The sequence below is a fragment of the Pseudomonas sp. NPDC012596 genome, assembly GCF_042902325.1.
Lineage (GTDB): Bacteria > Pseudomonadota > Gammaproteobacteria > Pseudomonadales > Pseudomonadaceae > Aquipseudomonas.
In genome coordinates this window covers 31,052-52,807 of sequence record NZ_JBIBEB010000026.1, presented here as the reverse complement: position 1 = coordinate 52,807, position 21,756 = coordinate 31,052, and the positions used below count along the sequence as shown (strand labels likewise).

The window sequence follows — 21,756 nt, the reverse complement described above, 5'->3', positions numbered from 1 at the left end:
AAGGTGGACCTAGCGTAAAACTTCCGACAGAAACGTCTGACGTTCCAAGCGCTGAGGCCGCGACACCTCACGGCTACCCCCCTCGCCCACCAGGCGCCCCAGCAAATGCCACAAGGCAGCCTGATCGGCCACCGGCAAGCGCCGAAAAGCGCCCAGCAGGCCGGCTTCTTCCGCCGACAGGCTTTCCAGCGGCGCAGGCGTACGCATACCGCTGAGCACATACAGCGCATCCACGCCCTTGCCCGCAAGGGCCGCCAGGTAATCAAGCCGTGGGGTGCGCTCGCCACTTTCGTACTTGCCCTGGGCATTGGGTTCGACGCCGCCGATATCACCGAATACCCGCTGGGTCATGCCCAGCCGTTCACGCTCTTCCCTAAGACGCGGACCGAGTCCATTCATATGACGCTTCTCCTTGTTTCCTGATCGTCACCGGATAACGCTCACGACCCTGTGAGCACTTGCAGACTGCACAGTCACTATGCCCATCGCGGGGGTTCGTCGCAAGCCAGCATCACGCCCTCAAGCCGCGGCTCCCGGCCAACCGGTCTGGCGCTGCATGCGCACAAAACACGCGTCGTCGCCCATTTCCATAAAGCCGTGGCGAAGGTACAGCCGCCGTGCGGGGTTGCTCTTGAACACCATCAAGCGCAACAGCGGCAGGCGCCGTTGCGCGGCCCAGGTAGCCAGCACTTCCAATACCTGGCCGCCGACACCGTGCCCACGGTGCTCGGGCAACAGGTGCAGCTCACGAATGAACAACGCCTGGCGGTCCTGGCTGAGGCTGCAGAACCCCAGCACGCTTTCGCCATCGACCACCAGCCACTGCTCGCGCCACCCCCAGGCCTGATCGAATGCTTCTTCGATCCACAACAGGTCGAACTCCCGGTAGTACGGCAGCATCGCCCGGCGAGTGAGGTCACGGGCGAAGGTGCGGTGGTGGTCGGTGGCGGGGATGAGATCAATGGGCATAGCACACCGGCGAACTGCCAGGCCCGCGCCGCTCCAACTCATCTTCAAGCCAGGCGGCCAATACCTGGGCATGGTTGTGCTCGATGTCCTTGCTGGCATACAGCAATGTGAGGTCTCCCTTGGCTGCCAGGTCCAATAATGAATACCAGTGCTCGGGATGCGCCGCGAGCTCCTGCTGGTAGCGTTGGGCGAAGCCGATGTAATCCACCTCGCCCTGGTGGAACGCCTTGCGCAAGGCGTTCGAAGGCGCGACCTCGCGCAACCACTGCCCGTGCAGGTCTTCCTTGCGTTTATTGCGTGGCCACAGGCGGTCCACCAGCACACGCTGGCCATCGCACTGGTCGACCGCGTCGTAGACACGCTTGCAGCGAATCATCGGTTGCTCCTGCCCTTACCACTCGTCTTGAGCCTAGGTAATCCATTGACCGAGGTCACGTCCCAGTAACGATTTGTTTCTATGCTGACAGCCTTCGGCACCTTCGCCCGACGCCAATCGGAGCCCCCATGGCAACCCCGTCACTGGCCAGCCAGCCGCAACTGGCCCAACGCGATGCCCGCCCGCAGCTCTCACACAAACCCGGGCGTGCCACCCTGCTTCTGTTCTTCAGCCTGCTTATGGCCGGCATCGCCTACACCGCCTGGAGCCTGAAGCAGGATGTCAGCGCCAGCGGCACCGTGATCACCACAGTCACGCCGTTTCTGCTGCTGGGCCTGGCCTTGCTGATTGCCTTGGGTTTCGAGTTCGTCAATGGCTTCCACGATACCGCCAACGCCGTGGCCACGGTGATCTACACCCACTCGTTGCCAGCACCGGTGGCCGTGGTCTGGTCCGGGCTGTGCAATTTCCTGGGGGTGTTGTTTTCCAGTGGCGCGGTGGCGTTCGGCATCATTGCCCTGCTGCCGGTGGAGCTGATACTGCAAGTGGGCTCCACGGCCGGCTTTGCCATGGTTTTTGCCCTGCTGCTTGCTGCAATCATCTGGAACCTGGGCACCTGGTGGCTGGGCTTGCCAGCGTCTTCCTCGCACACCCTGATCGGCTCGATCATCGGGGTTGGCGTGGCCAATGCACTGATGCATGGGCGTGACGGTACCAGCGGGGTGGACTGGGGCCAGGCCAGCAAGGTCGGCTACGCCCTGCTGTTCTCGCCGCTGATCGGCTTTGCCTGCGCAGCCTTGCTGCTGCTCGCCCTGCGTGCACTGGTCAAACGCAAGGAACTGTACCAGGCACCGCAAGGCCAGACACCCCCGCCGTGGTGGATCCGTGGCGTGCTGATCCTGACCTGCACCGGCGTGTCGTTCGCCCATGGCTCCAACGATGGGCAGAAAGGCATGGGGCTGATCATGCTGATCCTGGTGGGTACGCTGCCCATGGCCTACGCGTTGAACAAGACCATGCCCAGTGAGCAGGCGCTGCAGTTCTCTGCCGTGGCCGAAGTCACCCGCCAGGCACTGGTGCGCAGCGACCCGCAACCATTACCGGCAGACCCTCGCCAGGTGCTTACCCTGTTTATCACCGAGCCCAAGGGCAACCCGCAACTGGTGCCAGCCCTTGCAGCGCTCACCGGCATGATCGGTGAAGAGGTCAAGGGCTATGGCTCGCTCAAGCGCGTACCGGCCGAAGCCATGGCCAACGTGCGCAACGACATGTACCTGACCAGCGAAGCCATCCGCCTGATCGAGAAGCACCAGCTGGTGGCCTTCGACGCCGACACCCGCAGCCATGTGCAGCTGTTCAAGACCCAGCTGGACGACGCCACGCGCTACATTCCGTTGTGGGTGAAGGTGGCTGTGGCGATTGCCCTGGGGCTGGGGACCATGGTCGGCTGGCGGCGCATCGTGGTGACGGTGGGCGAGAAGATCGGCAAGACCCACCTGAGCTATGCCCAGGGTGCGTCGGCTGAAGTGGTTGCGATGTGCACCATTGGTGCAGCAGACATGTTCGGGCTGCCGGTGTCGACCACCCATGTGCTGAGCTCAGGGGTGGCCGGGACCATGGTTGCCAACGGCTCGGGCGTGCAGAAGCGTACGTTGATCAACTTGCTGATGGCGTGGGTGCTGACCTTGCCGGCAGCGATGTTGCTGGCGGGTAGCCTGTACTGGCTTCTGAACCAGATGTTCTGATCAGGTCAGCCCCTATCGCCGGCAAGCCGGCTCCCACTGGTGTGACGCAGTATTTGAGGGCTGCGCTGGACCTGTAGGAGCCGGCTTGCCGGCGATAGCGCCCGAACTGCGAGCCTCAGCCCGGGATTTTCAGGCCACGCTGAACGGCCGGCCGCTCCAGGAATGTGGCCAGCACGCGCTGCACTTGCTTGAACTCATCGAACCCCACCAGCTCACGGGCGTTGTAGCGTTCGACCAGGTTGCGCACCCAAGGGAAGATGGCAATGTCGGCAATGCTGTACTCGTCGACCACCCACTGCCGGCCTTGCAGATGCCGGTCGAGCACGCCAAGCAAGCGCTTCGATTCGTTGACGTACCGATCCCGCGGGCGCTTGTCTTCGTATGCCTTGCCAGCAAAGAAATGGAAGAAGCCCACCTGGCCGAACATCGGCCCGATGCCGCCCATCTGGAACATCAGCCACTGAATGGTCTGGTAGCGGGTAGCCGGATCCTGGCTGAGCAGTTGCCCGGTCTTTTCCGCCAGGTATTGCAGGATCGCGCCGGACTCGAACAACGGCAGCGGTTTGCCACCCGGGCCATCGGGGTCGAGGATCGCCGGGATCTTGTTATTGGCGCTGAGCGAGATGAACTCGGGGCTCATCTGGTCATCGTTGTCGAAGCTGACCTTGTGCGGCTCGTAGGGCAGGCCGATCTCCTCCAGCATGATCGAAACCTTGACGCCGTTGGGCGTGGGCAGCGAGTAGAGCTGAAGGCGCTCGGGGTGTTGCGCGGGCCATTTGCGGGTGACGGGGAATGCGCTGAGATCGGTCATGGTCAACCTGTGCCGGATGGATGAAACTGTCACTTTAGTGGACATCCCCGGCGGCTGACCATCACCTGCCTTTCATCAGCCCGGGTGGCCATGCGCCTTGAGCTTGAGCTTCTCGGTGTCCACACGAACGAATACGGAATCGGCGCTGACAGTCAGCACATCCCCCGCCCATACTTCGCACACCACCCGTGTCTTGCGCCCGACTTCGCCTTCCACTCGCGCCTTGAGCAGAAGCTCGACGCCCATGGGGGTGGGCTTGAGGTAGTTCAGGCCAAGGCTGCCAGTGACGCAATCAATGCGCGGCAGGCTGCCTGCTTCGCGACCTTCGGCCCGGTAGTGATAGGCCATGGCAGTCCAGTTGGAATGGCAGTCGACCAGCATCGCCAGCAGCCCGCCATAAACCAGGCCGGGCCAGCCGGTAAACGTGCCATCAGGTGTGTGCCGGCACAGCAGGTGAATACCATCGGCGTCCCAATGGCTTTGCACATGTAGCCCGCTGGGGTGGGCACAACCGCAGCCGTAACAAATACCATCAGGTGCGGCCAAGGCCTGCAGAGACAGAGCTTGTTCGTTCATACGCTTCCTGTGCTTGTTGGAATGGGAAGGAATGCAAGCTGTGATGGTAGCGCCGCTTCTTGTCAGCGCCAATGACAAAGGGGCGCCAGGCGCCCCTCGTGGTTCACGCCGTCTGCGCAACCACCCTGCCGCGCCGCTGGGTGAACGAAACCAGCAGGATGAACAAGGTCACGCCGGCCGTCATCAGCGTTTCATAACGGTAGGCATCGCTGAACAGCATGTAGCCCAGGACCATCACGATGGTGCCGATCACCAGCCAGGTCAGCCAGGGGAACAGCCACATCTTCAGCTCCAGCGGCCGCCCTTCCCGATCTGCACGGGCACGCATGCGCAGCTGCGATACCGCGATCACCAGGTACACCAGCAAGGCGATTGCGCCAGTGGTCGACAGCAGGAAGCCGAACACCTTGCCGGGGAACACGTAGTTGACGAAGCAACCCGCAAAGCCTGCCAGGGTCGAGAGAATGACTGCCACGGTGGGCACACCGGCACCGGAAATGCGCTTGGTGATGCTCAGCGCCTGGCCACGCGCGCCCAGCGAATACAGCATGCGCGAGGCGGTATAGAGGCCGGAGTTCATGCAACTGGTGACCGCTACCAGCACCACCAGGTCGACCAGCAGCTTGGCGCCGGGCACGTTGAGCACCTCCAGCACACGCTGGAACGAACCCACCGCCTTCAGCCCTGGGTCGTTCCAGGCTACCAGCGATACCACCAGGAAGATCGAGGCCAGGTAGAAGATCGCAATGCGGTACACCACCAGGTTGGTCGCGCGGCGGATCTTGTCTTTCGGGTTGGCCGTCTCATCAGCGGCGATGGTGACGATTTCGGCGCCGAAGAACGAGAAAATGGTGATCAGCACACCGCCCAGCACCGTGCCGAAACCATTGGGCATGAAGCCGCCGTTATCCCACAGCCGGCTGATCCCCGAAACCTCGGCCAGCGGCCAGAAGCCGAACACGGCCAGGCTGCAGACCGCGATGAAGGCGACGATCGCGATTACCTTGACCAGGGCAAACCAGTACTCGAACGCACCGAAGTTCTTCACGCTGATCAGGTTGGTGCACGACAGCAAAAGCATGATCAGAAAGGCGAACAGCCAGGACGGTACGCCCGGGAAATAAGCGTGCAGGATGTCGGCACCGGCAATGGCTTCGACAGGAATGATCAGCACCCAGAACCACCAGTACAGCCAGCCGATGGTGAAGCCGGCCCAAGGGCCGATGGCCTCGGAGGCGTAAGTCGAGAACGAACCGCTGTTGGGGTTGGCGATGGCCATTTCGCCGAGCATGCGCATCACCAGCAGCACCAGCAGGCCGGTCATGGCATAGGAGATGAGAATGGCCGGGCCGGCCGTGGCAATGGCGTTGGAGGAACCGATGAACAGGCCGGCGCCGATGATGCCGGCGATGGAGATCATGGACACCTGACGGGACGTCAGGCCGTGCTGCAGGGAACGCTGTTTGTTGTTTTCTAGCGAAGCCATGGAGAACCCTCGAATGGGTCGGCCGCCGCGCGGACGGCTGAAAGTTGGAGCAGAATTCTTGTAGGTCGTATTGCTCTTTTTTCTTGTTGTGAAGTCGCCGGCGGTGCACTTGCCTCCTCTTCGCAGTACCGGTTGTAATCGTTGACTCAGGTCAGTATTAATCTATAGGGCGAGGTCAACAAACGACCTTTTCGAAGCACATGATTCCGATACGGAATGAACTTCTTCCTTTTCTGCTCGGTACGCGCCTGCCATGTCCAAACGCCTGATGCCCTCGACCACCGCCTTGCAGTGCTTCGAAGCCGCCGCCCGGCACCTGAGCTTCACCCGTGCCGCCCACGAGCTGCACCTGACCCAGAGCGCCGTCAGCAAGCAGGTCGCGCAACTTGAGGAAATGCTCTCGCACTCGCTGTTCCAGCGCATTCGCCGGCGCCTGCACTTGACCCCGGCCGGCGCGCTGTACCTCACCGAGGTGAACAAGATCCTCACCCAGATCGACATCTCCAGCCGCTACATCCTCAGCTACGGCGACGAGACCGAAGTGTTGCGCATTGCCACTCAGCCGACCTTCGGCGCCCGCTGGCTAGTGCCCAGGCTCAAGGGCTTTGGCGACCGCTACCCGCGCATTCACCTGGACATCCGCAACGAGCTGGAGCCCTTCGACCTGGTGCAAGCCAAGGCCGACATCGCCTTCTTTTTCGGCCAGGGCACCTGGCCTGGGGCAACCTGCATCGAGCTGTTCAGTGAGGAGGTGGTGCCGGTGTGCGCACCGCAGCTGCTGGCCACGCACAGCTTCGGCAGTGCCGGGGCGCTTACCGAACACCGCCTGCTGCAGTGCGCGTCGCGGCCGGAGGCCTGGCACGAATGGTTTCTGGGGCTGGGGCTGCACAGCCAGAACAGCTACCACGGGCCGCGGTTCGACACGTTTTACCTGTGTATCCGCGCGGCCATCGCTGGTTGCGGTATCGCCTTGATTCCGCGCTACCTGGTGGCCGAGGAGTTGAGCGAAGGCAAGCTGGTGGTGGCCTGGGACCACCCGGTGGCTAGCAACGGGCGGCACTTCATCGCCCATGCCGAGCACGCGGCCGAAGTGCCGAAGATCAGGGCCTTCGTGCAGTGGATCCGCGAGCGGGTAGCGGAGGGAGATTGACCAAGTTCACGAATCGAGGGAATGATCGCAATCGAATAATTCGTTTGCGGAATAACACGTCGGCGCGCTTCGATATTAAGAAACTCGAACAAGGTCCGCGTGCCCATGAATCTGGAAAGTATCAGCCAATCCATTGCCGTCGTTCACCCGATTACACTTTCCCATGGCCGTAATGCCGAAGTTTGGGATACCGATGGCAAACGTTATATCGACTTTGTCGGCGGTATCGGTGTGCTCAACCTGGGCCACTGCAACCCGGCCGTGGTCGAGGCGATCCAGGCTCAAGCCACCCGCCTGACCCACTACGCGTTCAACGCCGCGCCCCATGGCCCGTACCTGGAACTGATGGAACGCTTGAGCGAGTTCGTCCCGGTCAGCTACCCGCTGGCCGGAATGCTCACCAACAGCGGTGCGGAAGCGGCGGAAAACGCGCTGAAAGTCGCCCGCGGCGCCACTGGCAAACGGGCGATCATCGCCTTCGACGGTGGCTTTCATGGCCGCACCCTGGCAACCCTGAACCTGAACGGCAAGGTCGCCCCGTACAAGCAACGGGTGGGTGAACTGCCGGGGCCTGTGTACCACCTGCCCTACCCCAGCGCCGATACCGGCGTGACCTGCGAACAGGCGCTCAAGGCCATGGACCGCCTTTTCAGCGTCGAGCTGGCAGTCGAGGACGTGGCGGCGTTCATCTTGGAACCGGTGCAAGGCGAAGGCGGCTTCCTCGCCCTCGACCCAGCCTTCGCCCAGGCCCTGCGCCGCTTCTGCGACGAGCGTGGGATCCTGATCATCATCGATGAAATCCAGTCCGGCTTCGGCCGCACGGGCCAGCGTTTCGCCTTCCCACGGCTGGGCATCGAGCCGGACCTGTTGCTGCTGGCAAAAAGCATTGCCGGCGGCATGCCGCTGGGTGCAGTGGTCGGGCGCAAGGAATTGATGGCAGCGCTGCCCAAGGGCGGCCTGGGTGGCACCTATTCGGGCAACCCGATCGCCTGTGCGGCAGCCCTGGCGAGCCTGGCGCAGATGACCGATGACAACGTCGCCACTTGGGGCGAACGCCAGGAGCAGGCGATCATCAGCCGCGTTGAACGCTGGCAAGGCCAATACCCGTTCATCGGCCGCCTGACCGGCGTGGGCGCCATGCGCGGGGTCGAGTTCGTCAATGCCGATGGCAGCCCGGCGCCGGCTCACCTGGCCAAGGTCATGGACGCGGCGCGGGCCAAAGGTTTGCTGTTGATGCCCAGCGGCAAGGCGCGGCACATCATCCGCCTGCTCGCACCGCTGACCATCGAGGCCGAGGTGCTCGAAGAAGGGTTGGATATCTTCGAGCAATGCCTGGCCGAGTTGAACTGAGGCTTACAGGCCCAGTTCTTCAGGGGTGAGCATGTCCGACTCGAAGGCGATCCAGCCGCCTTCGAGTTCGGCGTGGCCGTTGACGATCGGGCCGTAGTAGGTCAAGCCGTTCTCCAGGGTCACGCAAATGTGCGTGGCCGGTTTCTCGGGGGCCGCGAGCGTACCAACGAAATGCACCTTCTTCAGGGTTTCGGTCACCGCTTCCAGGCCCACGCGCATCTTGGGGTTTTCCGAGGCCTCGGTGTCACCGCCTCGGTCTTCGGCGCTGATGGTCACGGTGGCGGTGTACGGGTACTTGTTGCTCAAGCGGGTTACCTCGGTATTGATGGGTTTGTTTTGCGGGCGCGTAGAGTACGGCAGCGGCCAGCACTTGTCTCTATTGGCCTTATGGGCGGCACGCCACAACACATGGCCTCCCCCGCCCCGATCTGTTAGGGTGCCCACCGATGCACGCCACACCACACGAGGACACCGAGTGAGCGCCGAAGAACCCCTGATCGCCGACCTGTTCGAGGTCGATAAACGCCTGACCCTCAAGCCCGTCGTGGACTTCAACAGCTACCTGCGCAATGCCTTCGGCGAAGGCCCGTGCCGCTGCCACCGCTGCACCGAAGGCAGCGACCAGGGCGCCTATAGCCATGCGCACAACTTCACGTTCGAAGGGCGCCAGTGGCACCGCCGCTTCGCCAGCACTGCCGGCAGCGATGTCGCGCAGGTGCTGAAAAAGGCCTGGTTGTCCTACACCAAGGCCGACCTGAACCTGATCGGTGCGCTGGACCTGAGCACACTCAAGACCTTCACCGATGCCACCCTTCACGAGCGCCTGCTGGCCCTACTGCCGGCCAGCGGCCTGGCCCGCGAAGTGGATGGCCAGTGGTTGCTGCAAGCCCAGGCCGACTGACGGCTCGGCGGTAAAGCAGGATTCTCCCGCTCTGCTACCGTGGGAGAATCCGCACAGCCGCAGGTAGTCCGTCATGGCCCGCACAACGCCCATCGAGCTGTACCGCAATATTGGTATCGTCGCCCACGTGGACGCCGGCAAGACCACGACCACCGAGCGCATCCTGTTCTATACCGGCGTCAACCACAAAATGGGCGAAGTGCACGACGGTGCCGCGACCATGGACTGGATGGCCCAAGAGCAGGAGCGCGGTATCACCATCACCTCGGCGGCGACCACGGCCTTCTGGCAAGGCTCCACCAAGCAGTTTGCCGACAAGTACCGCTTCAACATCATCGACACCCCCGGCCACGTCGACTTCACCATCGAGGTGGAGCGCTCCTTGCGCGTGCTCGATGGCGCGGTGGTGGTGTTCAGCGGCGCCGACGGGGTCGAGCCGCAATCCGAGACGGTGTGGCGCCAGGCCAACAAATACCACGTGCCGCGCCTGGCCTACATCAACAAGATGGACCGCCAGGGCGCCGACTTCCTGCGCGTGGTCAAACAGATCGACAAGCGCCTGGGGCATCACCCGGTACCCATCCAGCTGGCCATCGGCAGCGAAGAAAACTTCATTGGCCAGATCGACCTGGTGAAGATGAAGGCCATCTACTGGAACGATGCCGACAACGGCACCAGCTACCGTGAAGAAGAGATCCCCGCCGAACTCCAGGCGCTGGCCGATGAATGGCGCGCGCACATGATCGAAGCTGCAGCCGAGGCCAATGACGAGCTGACCATGAAGTTTCTCGATGGCGAGGAGCTGAGCATCGACGAGATCAAGGCCGCCCTGCGCCAGCGCACCATCGCCAACGAGATCGTGCCGACCATTCTCGGCTCGTCGTTCAAGAACAAGGGCGTACCGCTGATGCTCGACGCGGTCATTGACTACCTGCCCGCGCCGTCTGAAATCCCGGCTATCAAGGGCACCCACCCGGACGACGAAGAAAAGCACCTGGAGCGCCACGCCGACGACAAAGAGCCCTTCTCGGCCCTGGCTTTCAAGATTGCCACCGACCCGTTCGTCGGCACTCTGACCTTTGCCCGGGTGTACTCAGGCGTGCTCAGTTCCGGCAATGCCGTGCTCAACTCGGTCAAGGGCAAGAAGGAACGCATCGGCCGCATGGTGCAGATGCACGCCAACCAGCGTGCTGAGATCAAGGACGTGTGCGCCGGCGACATCGCCGCACTGATCGGCATGAAGGATGTCACCACCGGCGACACGTTGTGCGACATCGACAAGCCGATCATCCTCGAGCGCATGGACTTCCCCGACCCGGTAATCTCCGTGGCCGTGGAGCCGAAAACCAAAGCCGACCAGGAGAAAATGGGCATTGCCCTGGGCAAGCTGGCCCAGGAAGACCCATCGTTCCGCGTGCGCACCGACGAGGAAACCGGCCAGACCATCATCTCCGGCATGGGCGAGCTGCACCTAGACATCATCGTCGACCGCATGCGCCGTGAATTCAACGTCGAGGCCAACATTGGCAAGCCGCAGGTAGCCTACCGCGAAAAAATCCGTAACACCTGCGAAATCGAGGGCCGTTTCGTTCGCCAATCCGGCGGGCGCGGCCAGTACGGCCATTGCTGGATCCGCTTCGCGCCTGGCGATGAGGGCAAGGAAGGCCTGGAGTTCATCAACGAAATTGTCGGCGGCGTGGTGCCGCGCGAGTACATCCCGGCAATCCAGAAAGGCATCGAGGAGCAGATGAAAAACGGCGTGCTCGCCGGCTACCCGTTGATTAGCCTGAAGGCAGCGGTGTTCGACGGCTCCTACCACGACGTCGACTCCAACGAGATGGCCTACAAGATCGCCGCTTCAATGGCCACCAAACAGCTGTCGCAGAAAGGGGGTGCTGTGCTGCTGGAACCGGTGATGAAAGTCGAGGTGGTCACGCCCGAGGAGTACCAGGGCGATATCATGGGCGACCTGAGCCGCCGCCGCGGGATGATCCAGGATGGTGACGAGACGCCTGCCGGCAAGGTGATCCGCGCCGAGGTGCCGCTGGGTGAGATGTTCGGCTATGCCACCTCAATGCGCTCCATGACCCAGGGCCGCGCCAGCTACACCATGGAATTTACCCGGTACGCCGAGGCGCCGGCGAGCATTGCCGATGGGATCGTGAAGAAAAACCGCGGGGAGTGATTAAGCGAGCGGCTGCGCCCTTGATCGTCGGCAAGCCGGCTGCCACAGGTAACGCGCATGCCTCGGAACATGCGCTGTACCTGTAGGAGCCGGCTTGCCGGCGATAGGGCCATTGCAGACCACAAAAAAATCAGTGCTGCTCGCCAGCCCGCTTTAACAGCTTCTTGCAGCGCTCGGAAAGGTGCACCACCCGCAGCTGCTTGCCGGCCTTGGCATAGCGCTCGCGCAAGGTCTTGAGGGCCGCAATTGCCGAGTAATCGACAAAGCTCAAGTGCCTGCAGTCCAACGTCACCTTGGCCGGGTCGCCTGCCGCGTCGAACTGGTTGAGAAACGGTGTGACCGACGCGAAGAACAACGTGCCATGCACCTGGTAATGCTTGACCCCCTCCCCATCCTCATGGCTGTCGGCATACAGCTCCCGTGCATGCTGCCAGGCAAAGTTCACCGCTGCGATGACGATGCCGAACAGCACAGCCGTGGCCAGGTCGGTAAACACTGTGACCAGCGTGACCGCAATGATCGCCAGTACATCGCTCACCGGCACCTTGTGCAGCACCCGCAGGGACGCCCAGGCAAACGTCTGTTGGGCGACCACGAACATCACCCCGACCAACGCCGCCAGTGGTATACGCTCGATCAGCGGCGACAGGAACAGCACGAACAACAGGATCATCACCCCCGCCACCACACCCGAGAGCCGGCCTCGGCCGTTGGAGCTGAGGTTGATCACGGTCTGGCCGATCATCGCGCACCCACCCATGCCGCCGCACAGGCCCGAGACCATATTGGCCGCGCCCAGGGCCACGCACTCACGGTCCGGGTAACCGCGGCTCTCGGTGATTTCGTCGGTGAGGTTGAGCGTCAGCAGGGTTTCCAGCAACCCGACCATGGCCATCAGCACCGCATAGGGGGCGATGATTTTCAGGGTTTCCAGGTTCCAGGGCACATCCGGCAGGGCCAGCGCCGGAAGGCCACCGGCGATGTGCGCCATGTCGCCGAGGGTGCGGGTCGGCAGGTCGAGCAGGTACACCAGCAAGCCAACGCCAAGGATCGCCACCAGCGCAGGCGGTACGGCGCGGGTCAGCTTCGGCAGCACGTAGACCACCAGCATGGTCAGCGCCACCAGGCCGATCATGAGGTAAAGCGGCGAGCCGCTGAGCCAGTGCTCGCCCTGTTTAAAGTGCTCCAGCTGGGCCAGGGCGATGACGATCGCCAGGCCGTTGACGAAGCCAAGCATCACCGGGTAAGGCACCAGGCGTACCAGCTTGCCCAGGCGCAGCAGCCCGAACAGGATCATCACCAGGCCACCCAGCAGCACCGTGGCCAGCAGGTATTGCGCACCGTGCTGTACCACTAGCGCGACGATCACCACGGCCATCGAGCCGGCGGCACCGGAAATCATGCCCGGGCGGCCGCCGAACAGAGCGGTCAGGGTACAAATGATGAAGGCGCCATACAGCCCCATCAGCGGGTTGAGGTGGGCCACGAGGGCGAAGGCGATGCACTCGGGCACCAGGGCGAAGGACGTGGTCAGGCCGGCAAGCAGGTCGGCGCGAAGGCGAGCGGGTTTCATCAAGATCCTACAGGGACGGCAACAATCGAGGGGCGCGATGTTACGGAATTTGTCTGACAGCAGCCACCGCTTGAGGTAATCACCCGTGGCACTGACGAGCATTATCGAGTGCGCGGCGCAGCGGGGAAGGGCCTTAGATTATCCGCAAACATCATGCTGACTATAATTTGTCGCTAGCCGGATAATGCCAGGATAAAAAAGCTGCCCTTGATGTGCATCCAGTGCAAGCTGAACCTTTTTGACATCATGGCAAATTCTACCTGCGGAGATCATGGACATGCCGCTACGCCCCCTTTTCGCCTCACTGCTGCTGGCTGCAAGCCTGGCCGCCCAGGCTGCTACCGAAGTGCTGCCCCTGCAGCACCGCAGCAGCGCCGAACTGCTGCCTGCCGCGCAATCCTTCATCGGCAAGGACGGCAGCGTCAACGCTTTCGAGAACAAATTGATCGTCAATGCCAGCCCCGAGCGCATCGACGACCTTCGCGCCCTGCTGCAGCAACTGGACACAGCCCCCAAGCGCCTGCTGATCAGCGTCGACAACAACGACAGCAATTACCAGGACAACCGCGGCAACGCACGCGTCATCCATTATGGCACCAGCAACCGTGACGGCGGCCTGCAGCAGGTTCAGGCCAGCGAGGGCCAGCCGGCGCTGATCCAGGTTGGCCAGAGCATCCCGGTCACCAGCAGTAGCACCGATGGTTATGGGCGCATCCAGAGCAACACCGAATACCGCAATGTTACCCAGGGTTTCTACGTGACTCCAAGCCTTAGCGGCGAAACGGTTCGTTTGCAAATAAGCACCAATAACGACCGAATGAGCCAGGAACGTGCTGATGTAGTGAAAGTGCAAAGTACCGACACGACCATCACCGGCAAGCTCGGCGAGTGGATCACCCTGGCAGGGTTCAACGAGCAGAGCCAAGCCGACCGCAGCGCGTCAAGCCACACGTACAGCACGCAACGGGGTGAAAACATGACACTGCGTGTCAAAGTCGACCTTATCGACTAATCCCAGGCAATTCCAGGCCTCGACCCAAGGCCTTGAAACTGACCGCCGAGTCGCATTAGACCAAAGATGTAGTAAGCAAAAAAAAGCACTACAAAACATTTGACAGGCACTTTTTACCAAGGGCATGATGGCCTCGCTCCCGCTAATCAGGGGCCCTGGCAAGGGCCTTCGAGGCGTGCTCCTCCCACCCCTGGAGGCGCCTCGTGTCTATACGGCCCACAAGGCGGTTCGACGGGATTGCGACTGCAACGAAGAAGTTGTCCCGAGGGACGGAAGCGCATCACCGCAGTTCTGGCAATCGCGTAGCACCGCAGCAAGGCAACCACGAGCCGACCTGCCGGAGCACTCCTTCGCCTGGCCTGTACCTCCTTCCCCCTCGAGCCTTCGCGTTCGCCGCCGCATTCCCCCGAACAGGACAGCCGCCAGGTCCCTGATTCGTACCCGAGCATCAGCACAATTACCCCAAGATCGATGCGACGAGGTTTATTTCCATGGCACTGACACGCGAACAGCAAATTGCAGCCCTCGAGAAAGACTGGGCCGAAAACCCGCGCTGGAAAGGCGTGACCCGTACCTACACCGCCGCTGATGTCGTTCGCCTGCGTGGCTCCCTGCAGCCGGAGCACACCCTGGCCCGCCAGGGCGCAGAAAAACTGTGGAAGCTGGTCACCCAGGGTGCCCACCCCTCCTTCCGCCCCGACAAAGATTTCGTCAACTGCATGGGTGCCCTGACCGGCGGCCAGGCAGTGCAGCAGGTAAAAGCCGGCATCCAGGCCATCTACCTGTCCGGCTGGCAGGTTGCCGCCGACAACAACTCGGCCGAGTCCATGTACCCTGACCAGTCGCTGTACCCGGTCGACTCGGTACCGACCGTGGTCAAGCGCATCAACAACTCGTTCCGCCGCGCCGACCAGATCCAGTGGAAAGCCGGCAAGAACCCGGGCGACGAAGGCTACATCGACTACTTCGCCCCCATCGTGGCTGACGCCGAAGCCGGCTTCGGGGGCGTACTGAACGCCTACGAACTGATGAAGAACATGATCGAAGCGGGCGCCGCCGGTGTGCACTTCGAGGACCAGCTGGCCTCGGTGAAAAAATGCGGCCACATGGGTGGCAAGGTACTGGTACCGACCCAGGAAGCTGTACAGAAGCTGGTTGCCGCACGCTTGGCAGCTGACGTGTCGGGCGTGCCGACCATCATCCTGGCCCGCACCGACGCCAACGCCGCCGACCTGCTGACCAGCGACTGCGACCCGTACGACCAGCCGTTCGTGATTGGCGAGCGCACCCGTGAAGGCTTCTATAAAGTGCGCGCTGGCCTTGACCAGGCGATCTCCCGTGGCCTGGCCTACGCACCGTACGCCGACCTGATCTGGTGCGAAACCGCCAAGCCGGACCTGGACGAAGCGCGCCGCTTCGCCGAAGCGATCAAGAAGGAATACCCGGACCAGATCCTTTCCTACAACTGCTCGCCTTCCTTCAACTGGAAGAAGAACCTGGACGACGCGACCATCGCCAAGTTCCAGCGCGAACTGTCGGCCATGGGTTACAAGCACCAGTTCATCACCCTGGCTGGCATTCACAACATGTGGCACGGCATGTTCAACCTGGCGCACGACTACGCCCGTAACGACATGACCGCCTACGTGAAGCTGCAAGAGCAGGAATTCGCTGACGCCAGCAAAGGCTACACCTTCGTGGCGCACCAGCAGGAAGTGGGCACGGGCTACTTCGACGACATGACCACCGTGATCCAGGGTGGCGCTTCGTCGGTGACTGCCCTGACCGGCTCGACCGAGGAAGAGCAGTTCCACTGATAGTGGCTAGCGGCAGAAGAAAGGCCCGGGGTTGGTGAGGACCCTGGGCTTTTTTTTGGGGCGCCACTTTAGCTCAAGATTTGAGATCTTCGGCGCTGATGAAATCGAGCGCCGCCCGCGCGGCGCATCGCGGCTAAAGCCGCTCCTACATTTGTTGCAACGTGCCGTTCCAGCCAGGCCATGGTTGTTCGCCTTAGCGCCTGACTGAAGAATGGCGGAGCGGCGGCAGCGCCAGCCGATAAATCGCGTCGTGCCAACAAGGCTGACAACTATGGCCTATCAGGCCATGGCACGTTGCAACAAATGTAGGGGCGGCTTTAGCCGCGATGCGCCGCGCGGGCGGCGCTCGATCTCGTAGGCACCACTCCCCTCCCGCCAAGCACCTACCCGCCCCCCCTCACCAAGGCATGCAAAGGCAGAACCCAGAATCCCGACTATGCTTGGGGGCTCCATCTCCCTGGCCATCAACGCGACGCCTGCCGCGCTCCCTTCGCCGACCCACGAGCGCTCAACCGATAAAGTATTGACCCAGAGCGGTGCGCGCAGTGTCGGCAGCTGCTAGAACAGGAGTCTTTCGCATTTGCAAGTAGGGCAAATCGCCAGATGAACTTTACAAGGCACATAACAGCCCAATTACATAGCATCAGGTCAAATGATATTAATTATCATTACGACATTTGTAATTCGTTACCAGTCGCAAGAAACATAATTAACAAAACCGCGTGCAATGCCCGAATTTCAAGGCTTTCAGCCAGTTACGAAGGGCTTTTGTTCTAAATGCTACGAATAAATTTGCGACAGAAATTTTACTTGCACCGGGTTTACCCATAAAATCAGCGCGATTGATTCAGCTGCGACATTTGGTCACTGCACCTGCGACACCACGTCGCCGCTTTACTTATTTCAGACTGCAGAGCTGGGTCTCTGTATAAGGATCTCTAGCATGTCCGATTCGGCAGGACTCATCGCCCACAACTGGGGCTTTGCCATCTTCCTTCTGGGTGTCGTCGGCCTGTGCGCCTTCATGCTCGGCCTGTCCAGCCTGCTCGGTAGCAAGGCCTGGGGCCGCGCCAAGAACGAACCCTTCGAATCCGGCATGCTGCCCGTTGGCAGCGCCCGCCTGCGCCTGTCCGCCAAATTCTATCTGGTCGCGATGCTGTTCGTGATCTTCGATATCGAAGCCCTCTTTCTCTTTGCATGGTCTGTGTCCGTCCGCGAAAGCGGCTGGACCGGGTTCGTCGAAGCTCTCGTTTTCATAGCAATTCTGTTGGCAGGTCTTGTCTACCTATGGCGCGTCGGTGCTCTTGATTGGGCTCCCGAAGGTCGCCGCAAGCGGCAAGCGAAGCTGAAACAATGAGGCTTTGGCAATGCAATACAATCTCACCAGAATCGATCCGGATGCGCCTAACGAGCAGTACCCGGTAGGTGAACGGGAAACCGTCACCGACCAACTGCTAGAGGACCAGGTCCACAAGAACATCTACATGGGGAAACTCGAAGATGTGCTGCGTGGAGCGGTCAACTGGGGTCGCAAGAACTCCCTCTGGCCGTACAACTTCGGCCTGTCCTGCTGCTACGTGGAAATGACCACGGCCTTCACGGCGCCCCACGACATCGCCCGCTTCGGCGCCGAAGTCATCCGGGCCTCGCCGCGTCAGGCCGACTTCATGGTCATCGCTGGTACCTGCTTCATCAAGATGGCGCCGATCATTCAGCGCCTCTACGAGCAGATGCTCGAGCCGAAGTGGGTCATCTCCATGGGTTCGTGCGCCAACTCCGGTGGCATGTACGACATCTACTCGGTCGTTCAGGGGGTCGACAAGTTCCTCCCCGTGGACGTCTATGTGCCTGGCTGCCCGCCACGCCCTGAGGCTTTCCTGCAAGGCTTGATGCTGCTGCAGGAGTCGATCGGCCAAGAACGACGCCCGCTTTCCTGGGTTGTTGGTGATCAAGGTATTTACCGTGCCGAGATGCCCGCCCAGAAAGACCTGCGTCGTGAGCAGCGCATTGCAGTAACCAACCTGCGCAGCCCCGACGAAGTCTGATCCAGCGACCTGCCGCCCGCTCCCCCTGGAGCCGGCGGCCTGGCTTCATTCTTAACGTTGACCCAAAGCGACCGAGACCATGACAGCGGACAACGCTATTTTCATTCCGCCCTACAAGGCTGACGACCAGGATGTGGTCGTCGAACTGAACAACCGTTTTGGCGCCGAAGCATTCGTCGCCCAGGAAACCCGCACCGGCATGCCTGTGCTGTGGGTCAAGCGCGCCCAGCTCAAAGAGGTGCTCAGCTTCCTGCGCGGTGTCGCCAAGCCCTACAGCATGCTGTACGACCTGCACGGCGTCGACGAGCGCCTGCGCACCCAGCGCCGCGGCCTGCCTGCCGCCGATTTCAGCGTGTTCTACCACCTGCTGTCGGTTGAGCGTAACAGCGACGTGATGATCAAGGTGTCGCTCAGCGAAGGCGACCTGAACCTGCCGACCGTGACCGGCATCTGGCCAAACGCCAACTGGTACGAGCGCGAAGTCTGGGACATGTTCGGCATCGACTTTGCCGGCCACCCGCACCTGAGCCGCATCATGATGCCGCCCACCTGGGAAGGCCACCCGCTGCGCAAGGATTACCCGGCCCGTGCGACCGAGTTCGACCCCTATAGCCTGACCCTCGCCAAGCAACAGCTTGAAGAGGAATCGGCGCGTTTCAACCCGGAAGCCTGGGGCATGAAACGTCAGGGCGCCAACGAGGACTACATGTTCCTCAACCTCGGCCCCAACCACCCGTCCGCCCACGGTGCGTTCCGTATCGTCCTGCAGCTGGACGGCGAAGAGATCGTCGACTGCGTGCCGGACATCGGCTACCACCACCGTGGTGCCGAGAAGATGGCCGAGCGCCAGTCCTGGCACAGCTTCATCCCCTACACCGACCGTATCGACTACCTCGGCGGTGTGATGAACAACCTGCCGTATGTACTGGCGGTGGAAAAGCTGGCAGGCATCAAGGTGCCGCAGAAGGTCGACGTGATTCGCATCATGCTCGCCGAGTTCTTCCGCATCACCAGCCACCTGCTGTTCCTGGGTACCTATATCCAGGACGTCGGCGCCATGACCCCGGTATTCTTCACCTTCACCGACCGCCAGCGCGCCTACACCGTGATCGAAGCGATCACCGGTTTCCGCCTGCACCCGGCCTGGTACCGCATTGGTGGCGTCGCCCACGACCTGCCGCGCGGCTGGGACAAGCTGGTCAAGGACTTCGTCGAGTGGCTGCCCAAGCGCCTGGACGAATACACCAAGGCTGCCCTGCAGAACAGCATCCTCAAGGGCCGTACCGTCGGCGTTGCCGCCTACAACACCAAGGAAGCGCTGGAATGGGGCACCACCGGTGCCGGCCTGCGTTCCACCGGTTGCGATTTCGACCTGCGTAAAGCACGCCCGTACTCCGGCTACGAGAACTTCGAGTTCGAAGTACCGTTGGCCCACAACGGCGATGCCTACGATCGCTGCATGGTCCGTGTCGAGGAGATGCGCCAGAGTATCCGCATCATCGACCAGTGCCTGCGCAACATGCCGGAAGGCCCGTACAAGGCGGACCACCCGCTGACCACGCCGCCGCCGAAAGAGCGCACCCTGCAGCACATCGAAACCTTGATCACGCACTTCCTGCAAGTCTCGTGGGGCCCGGTCATGCCGGCCAACGAGTCGTTCCAGATGATCGAGGCGACCAAGGGCATCAACAGTTACTACCTGACGAGCGATGGCGGCACCATGAGCTACCGCACCCGGATCCGCACCCCGAGCTACCCGCACCTGCAGCAGATCCCTTCGGTGATCAAAGGCAGCATGGTCGCCGACCTCATTGCGTACCTGGGCAGTATCGACTTCGTTATGGCTGACGTGGACCGCTAAGCATGAACAGCACGCTTATCCAGACAGACCGTTTCGCGCTGAGCGAAACCGAGCGCTCGGCCATCGAGCACGAAATGCATCACTACGAGGACCCGCGCGCGGCGTCCATCGAAGCCTTGAAGATCGTCCAGAAGGAACGTGGCTGGGTGCCGGACGGCGCCATTCACGCCATCGGCGACGTGCTGGGCATCCCTGCCAGCGACGTTGAAGGTGTCGCCACCTTCTACAGCCAGATTTTCCGCCAGCCGGTTGGCCGCCACATCATCCGTGTGTGCGACAGCATGGTCTGCTACATCGGCGGCCACGAGTCGGTGGTCAGCCAGATCCAGAGCGAACTGGGCATCGGCCTTGGCCAGACCACGCCTGACGGGCGCTTCACCCTGCTGCCGGTGTGCTGCCTGGGCAACTGCGACAAGGCCCCGGCGCTGATGATCGACGACGACACCTTTGGCGACGTGCAGCCTGCTGGCGTTACCAAACTGCTGGAGGGTTACGTATGACCATTACTTCCTTCGGCCCGGCCAACCGCATCGCGCGTTCGGCCGAAACCCATCCGCTGACCTGGCGCCTGCGTGACGACGGCGAGCCGGTCTGGCTGGCCGAATACGAATCCAAGAACGGCTACGCCGCTGCCCGCAAGACGCTGGCGCAGATGTCGCAGGACGACATCGTTCAGGCGGTCAAGGACTCCGGCCTCAAGGGCCGCGGCGGCGCGGGCTTCCCCACTGGCGTGAAGTGGGGCCTGATGCCCAAAGACGAATCCATGAACATTCGCTACCTGCTGTGCAACGCGGATGAAATGGAGCCGAACACCTGGAAGGACCGCATGCTGATGGAGCAACAGCCCCATCTGCTGGTCGAGGGGATGCTGATCAGCGCCCGCGCCCTCAAGGCCTACCGCGGCTATATCTTCCTGCGCGGCGAATACACCACCGCAGCGAAAAACCTCAACCGCGCCATCGACGAAGCCAAGGCCGCAGGCCTGCTGGGCAAGAACATCCTCGGTTCGGGCTTTGACTTCGAGCTGTTCGTGCACACCGGTGCCGGCCGCTACATCTGCGGTGAAGAAACCGCACTGATCAACTCGCTGGAAGGCCGCCGCGCCAACCCGCGCTCCAAGCCGCCCTTCCCTGCCGCCGTCGGCGTGTGGGGCAAGCCGACCTGCGTGAACAACGTCGAAACCCTGTGCAACGTGCCGGCCATCGTCGCCAACGGCAACGACTGGTACAAGTCGCTGGCCCGCGAAGGCAGCGAGGACCACGGCACCAAGCTGATGGGCTTCTCCGGCAAGGTGAAGAACCCAGGCCTGTGGGAACTGCCATTCGGCGTAACCGCCCGCGAGTTGTTCGAAGACTACGCCGGCGGCATGCGTGACGGTTTCAAGCTCAAGTGCTGGCAGCCAGGCGGCGCCGGTACCGGCTTCCTGCTGCCCGAGCACCTCGATGCGCAGATGTACGCCGGTGGCATCGCCAAGGTCGGCACCCGTATGGGTACTGGCCTGGCCATGGCGGTCGACGACAGCGTCAGCATGGTCTCACTGCTGCGCAACATGGAAGAATTCTTCGCCCGCGAATCGTGCGGCTGGTGCACACCCTGCCGTGACGGCCTGCCGTGGAGCGTGAAAATGCTGCGCGCACTGGAAAACGGCCAGGGCCGCGCCGAAGACATCGAGACCCTGCTGGGTCTGGTCAACTTCCTCGGCCCAGGCCGTACCTTCTGTGCTCACGCACCGGGTGCCGTCGAGCCATTGGGCAGTGCCATCAAATACTTCCGCTCCGAGTTCGAGGCCGGTGTCGCGCCAGCCAGTGCTGCCGACGCCCTGCGCCCGAACCTGGCCAAGCCAGTGCCGAGCGGGCCGATCGTGGTCGGCGCATAACAAGATGAGCTGCGGGTGGTCCG

The 21,756-nt window shown here is 62.1% G+C and carries 20 protein-coding genes; 12 read left to right on the top strand and 8 right to left on the bottom strand.

From position 1 onward, the window contains the following. Nucleotides 1-9 precede the first annotated feature (9 nt). The 3 genes from ACFY68_RS24625 to ACFY68_RS24615 all read right to left on the bottom strand — a co-directional run bounded on the left by ACFY68_RS24625 (nt 10) and on the right by ACFY68_RS24615 (nt 1,345). Nucleotides 10-399, bottom strand: coding sequence for a helix-turn-helix domain-containing protein (locus ACFY68_RS24625; RefSeq protein ID WP_346612877.1), 390 nt, complete (start codon nt 397-399; stop codon nt 10-12). Nucleotides 400-519: 120 nt separating this feature from the next. Continuing rightward, the gene (locus tag ACFY68_RS24620) at nt 520-969 is read right to left on the bottom strand and encodes a GNAT family N-acetyltransferase (protein WP_387532876.1); all 450 of its coding nucleotides are present in this window, start codon (nt 967-969) and stop codon (nt 520-522) included. Next, entirely contained in the window at nt 959-1,345 is a 387-nt protein-coding gene (locus ACFY68_RS24615; protein WP_387532874.1) for a DUF488 domain-containing protein, read from the bottom strand. Before ACFY68_RS24615 ends, ACFY68_RS24620 begins: the two co-directional genes overlap by 11 nt. 128 nt (nt 1,346-1,473) lie before the next feature. Here ACFY68_RS24615 and ACFY68_RS24610 point away from each other — a divergent pair, with 128 nt between their 5' ends. Further along, nucleotides 1,474-3,090, top strand: coding sequence for an inorganic phosphate transporter (locus ACFY68_RS24610; protein WP_387532871.1), 1,617 nt, complete (start codon nt 1,474-1,476; stop codon nt 3,088-3,090). A 115-nt stretch (nt 3,091-3,205) separates the two neighbouring features. Here ACFY68_RS24610 and ACFY68_RS24605 read toward each other — a convergent pair whose 3' ends face one another. From ACFY68_RS24605 to ACFY68_RS24595, 3 genes are all read right to left on the bottom strand, one after another. After that, the gene (locus tag ACFY68_RS24605) at nt 3,206-3,901 is read right to left on the bottom strand and encodes a glutathione S-transferase N-terminal domain-containing protein (protein ID WP_387532868.1); all 696 of its coding nucleotides are present in this window, start codon (nt 3,899-3,901) and stop codon (nt 3,206-3,208) included. Between the two features lie 75 nt (nt 3,902-3,976). Beyond that, entirely contained in the window at nt 3,977-4,477 is a 501-nt protein-coding gene (locus ACFY68_RS24600; RefSeq protein ID WP_387532866.1) for a PaaI family thioesterase, read from the bottom strand. Between the two features lie 103 nt (nt 4,478-4,580). Beyond that, nucleotides 4,581-5,963 carry an amino acid permease gene (locus tag ACFY68_RS24595; protein ID WP_387532863.1) on the bottom strand — a complete coding sequence of 461 codons (1,383 nt, stop codon included), beginning with the start codon at nt 5,961-5,963 and terminating at the stop codon, nt 4,581-4,583. A gap of 253 nt (nt 5,964-6,216) precedes the next feature. Here ACFY68_RS24595 and ACFY68_RS24590 point away from each other — a divergent pair, with 253 nt between their 5' ends. Together ACFY68_RS24590 and ACFY68_RS24585 are read left to right on the top strand one after the other, a co-directional pair. Continuing rightward, entirely contained in the window at nt 6,217-7,113 is an 897-nt protein-coding gene (locus tag ACFY68_RS24590; RefSeq protein WP_387532860.1) for a LysR substrate-binding domain-containing protein, read from the top strand. A gap of 105 nt (nt 7,114-7,218) precedes the next feature. Next, entirely contained in the window at nt 7,219-8,463 is a 1,245-nt protein-coding gene (locus ACFY68_RS24585) for an aspartate aminotransferase family protein (protein ID WP_387532857.1), read from the top strand. A 3-nt stretch (nt 8,464-8,466) separates the two neighbouring features. On the opposite strand, the gene ACFY68_RS24580 is transcribed toward ACFY68_RS24585, so the two are convergent. Then, a complete protein-coding gene (locus ACFY68_RS24580) occupies nt 8,467-8,769 on the bottom strand; it encodes a hypothetical protein (protein ID WP_387532854.1) in 303 nt (100 codons plus the stop codon). A 169-nt stretch (nt 8,770-8,938) separates the two neighbouring features. Between ACFY68_RS24580 and ACFY68_RS24575 the strand changes: the two genes are divergently transcribed. Next, the gene (locus tag ACFY68_RS24575) at nt 8,939-9,364 is read left to right on the top strand and encodes a hypothetical protein (protein WP_387532851.1); all 426 of its coding nucleotides are present in this window, start codon (nt 8,939-8,941) and stop codon (nt 9,362-9,364) included. A 73-nt stretch (nt 9,365-9,437) separates the two neighbouring features. Continuing rightward, entirely contained in the window at nt 9,438-11,549 is a 2,112-nt protein-coding gene (gene fusA, locus ACFY68_RS24570) for an elongation factor G (RefSeq protein WP_346612867.1), read from the top strand. A 130-nt stretch (nt 11,550-11,679) separates the two neighbouring features. Here the strand turns inward: fusA and ACFY68_RS24565 are convergent, their stop codons facing one another. Then, a complete protein-coding gene (locus ACFY68_RS24565) occupies nt 11,680-13,122 on the bottom strand; it encodes a SulP family inorganic anion transporter (RefSeq protein ID WP_387532848.1) in 1,443 nt (480 codons plus the stop codon). Nucleotides 13,123-13,399: 277 nt separating this feature from the next. On the opposite strand from ACFY68_RS24565, the gene ACFY68_RS24560 reads away from it, so the two are divergent. The 7 genes from ACFY68_RS24560 to nuoF all read left to right on the top strand — a co-directional run bounded on the left by ACFY68_RS24560 (nt 13,400) and on the right by nuoF (nt 21,733). Beyond that, the gene (locus ACFY68_RS24560; protein WP_387532845.1) at nt 13,400-14,134 is read left to right on the top strand and encodes a secretin N-terminal domain-containing protein; all 735 of its coding nucleotides are present in this window, start codon (nt 13,400-13,402) and stop codon (nt 14,132-14,134) included. Nucleotides 14,135-14,625: 491 nt separating this feature from the next. Continuing rightward, nucleotides 14,626-15,951, top strand: coding sequence for an isocitrate lyase (aceA, locus tag ACFY68_RS24555; protein WP_016488214.1), 1,326 nt, complete (start codon nt 14,626-14,628; stop codon nt 15,949-15,951). Between the two features lie 943 nt (nt 15,952-16,894). Beyond that, nucleotides 16,895-17,308 carry an NADH-quinone oxidoreductase subunit A gene (locus ACFY68_RS24550; RefSeq protein ID WP_003251427.1) on the top strand — a complete coding sequence of 138 codons (414 nt, stop codon included), beginning with the start codon at nt 16,895-16,897 and terminating at the stop codon, nt 17,306-17,308. 10 nt (nt 17,309-17,318) lie between these two features. After that, nucleotides 17,319-17,996 (top strand): NADH-quinone oxidoreductase subunit B family protein, encoded by a 678-nt coding sequence (locus ACFY68_RS24545; protein ID WP_012313769.1) that lies wholly within the window; start codon nt 17,319-17,321, stop codon nt 17,994-17,996. Nucleotides 17,997-18,075: 79 nt separating this feature from the next. Continuing rightward, on the top strand, nt 18,076-19,857 hold the full coding sequence (nuoC, locus tag ACFY68_RS24540; protein ID WP_346616122.1) for an NADH-quinone oxidoreductase subunit C/D: 1,782 nt from the start codon (nt 18,076-18,078) through the stop codon (nt 19,855-19,857). Between the two features lie 2 nt (nt 19,858-19,859). After that, a complete protein-coding gene (nuoE, locus tag ACFY68_RS24535) occupies nt 19,860-20,357 on the top strand; it encodes an NADH-quinone oxidoreductase subunit NuoE (RefSeq protein ID WP_387532839.1) in 498 nt (165 codons plus the stop codon). Next, nucleotides 20,354-21,733: an NADH-quinone oxidoreductase subunit NuoF gene (nuoF, locus tag ACFY68_RS24530; protein ID WP_387532836.1), complete on the top strand. Its 1,380-nt coding sequence runs from the start codon at nt 20,354-20,356 to the stop codon at nt 21,731-21,733. Before nuoE ends, nuoF begins: the two co-directional genes overlap by 4 nt. Nucleotides 21,734-21,756 lie beyond the last annotated feature (23 nt).

Bases quoted from the DNA above. Each gene is read 5' to 3' on its own strand.
- ACFY68_RS24625 (WP_346612877.1), bottom strand. From the start codon at position 399: ATGAATGGACTCGGTCCGCGTCTTAGGGAAGAGCGTGAACGGCTGGGC.
- ACFY68_RS24620 (WP_387532876.1), bottom strand. From the start codon at position 969: ATGCCCATTGATCTCATCCCCGCCACCGACCACCACCGCACCTTCGCC.
- ACFY68_RS24615 (WP_387532874.1), bottom strand. From the start codon at position 1,345: ATGATTCGCTGCAAGCGTGTCTACGACGCGGTCGACCAGTGCGATGGC.
- ACFY68_RS24610 (WP_387532871.1), top strand. From the start codon at position 1,474: ATGGCAACCCCGTCACTGGCCAGCCAGCCGCAACTGGCCCAACGCGAT.
- ACFY68_RS24605 (WP_387532868.1), bottom strand. From the start codon at position 3,901: ATGACCGATCTCAGCGCATTCCCCGTCACCCGCAAATGGCCCGCGCAA.
- ACFY68_RS24600 (WP_387532866.1), bottom strand. From the start codon at position 4,477: ATGAACGAACAAGCTCTGTCTCTGCAGGCCTTGGCCGCACCTGATGGT.
- ACFY68_RS24595 (WP_387532863.1), bottom strand. From the start codon at position 5,963: ATGGCTTCGCTAGAAAACAACAAACAGCGTTCCCTGCAGCACGGCCTG.
- ACFY68_RS24590 (WP_387532860.1), top strand. From the start codon at position 6,217: ATGTCCAAACGCCTGATGCCCTCGACCACCGCCTTGCAGTGCTTCGAA.
- ACFY68_RS24585 (WP_387532857.1), top strand. From the start codon at position 7,219: ATGAATCTGGAAAGTATCAGCCAATCCATTGCCGTCGTTCACCCGATT.
- fusA (WP_346612867.1), top strand. From the start codon at position 9,438: ATGGCCCGCACAACGCCCATCGAGCTGTACCGCAATATTGGTATCGTC.
- ACFY68_RS24565 (WP_387532848.1), bottom strand. From the start codon at position 13,122: ATGAAACCCGCTCGCCTTCGCGCCGACCTGCTTGCCGGCCTGACCACG.
- ACFY68_RS24560 (WP_387532845.1), top strand. From the start codon at position 13,400: ATGCCGCTACGCCCCCTTTTCGCCTCACTGCTGCTGGCTGCAAGCCTG.
- aceA (WP_016488214.1), top strand. From the start codon at position 14,626: ATGGCACTGACACGCGAACAGCAAATTGCAGCCCTCGAGAAAGACTGG.
- ACFY68_RS24550 (WP_003251427.1), top strand. From the start codon at position 16,895: ATGTCCGATTCGGCAGGACTCATCGCCCACAACTGGGGCTTTGCCATC.
- ACFY68_RS24545 (WP_012313769.1), top strand. From the start codon at position 17,319: ATGCAATACAATCTCACCAGAATCGATCCGGATGCGCCTAACGAGCAG.
- nuoC (WP_346616122.1), top strand. From the start codon at position 18,076: ATGACAGCGGACAACGCTATTTTCATTCCGCCCTACAAGGCTGACGAC.
- nuoE (WP_387532839.1), top strand. From the start codon at position 19,860: ATGAACAGCACGCTTATCCAGACAGACCGTTTCGCGCTGAGCGAAACC.
- nuoF (WP_387532836.1), top strand. From the start codon at position 20,354: ATGACCATTACTTCCTTCGGCCCGGCCAACCGCATCGCGCGTTCGGCC.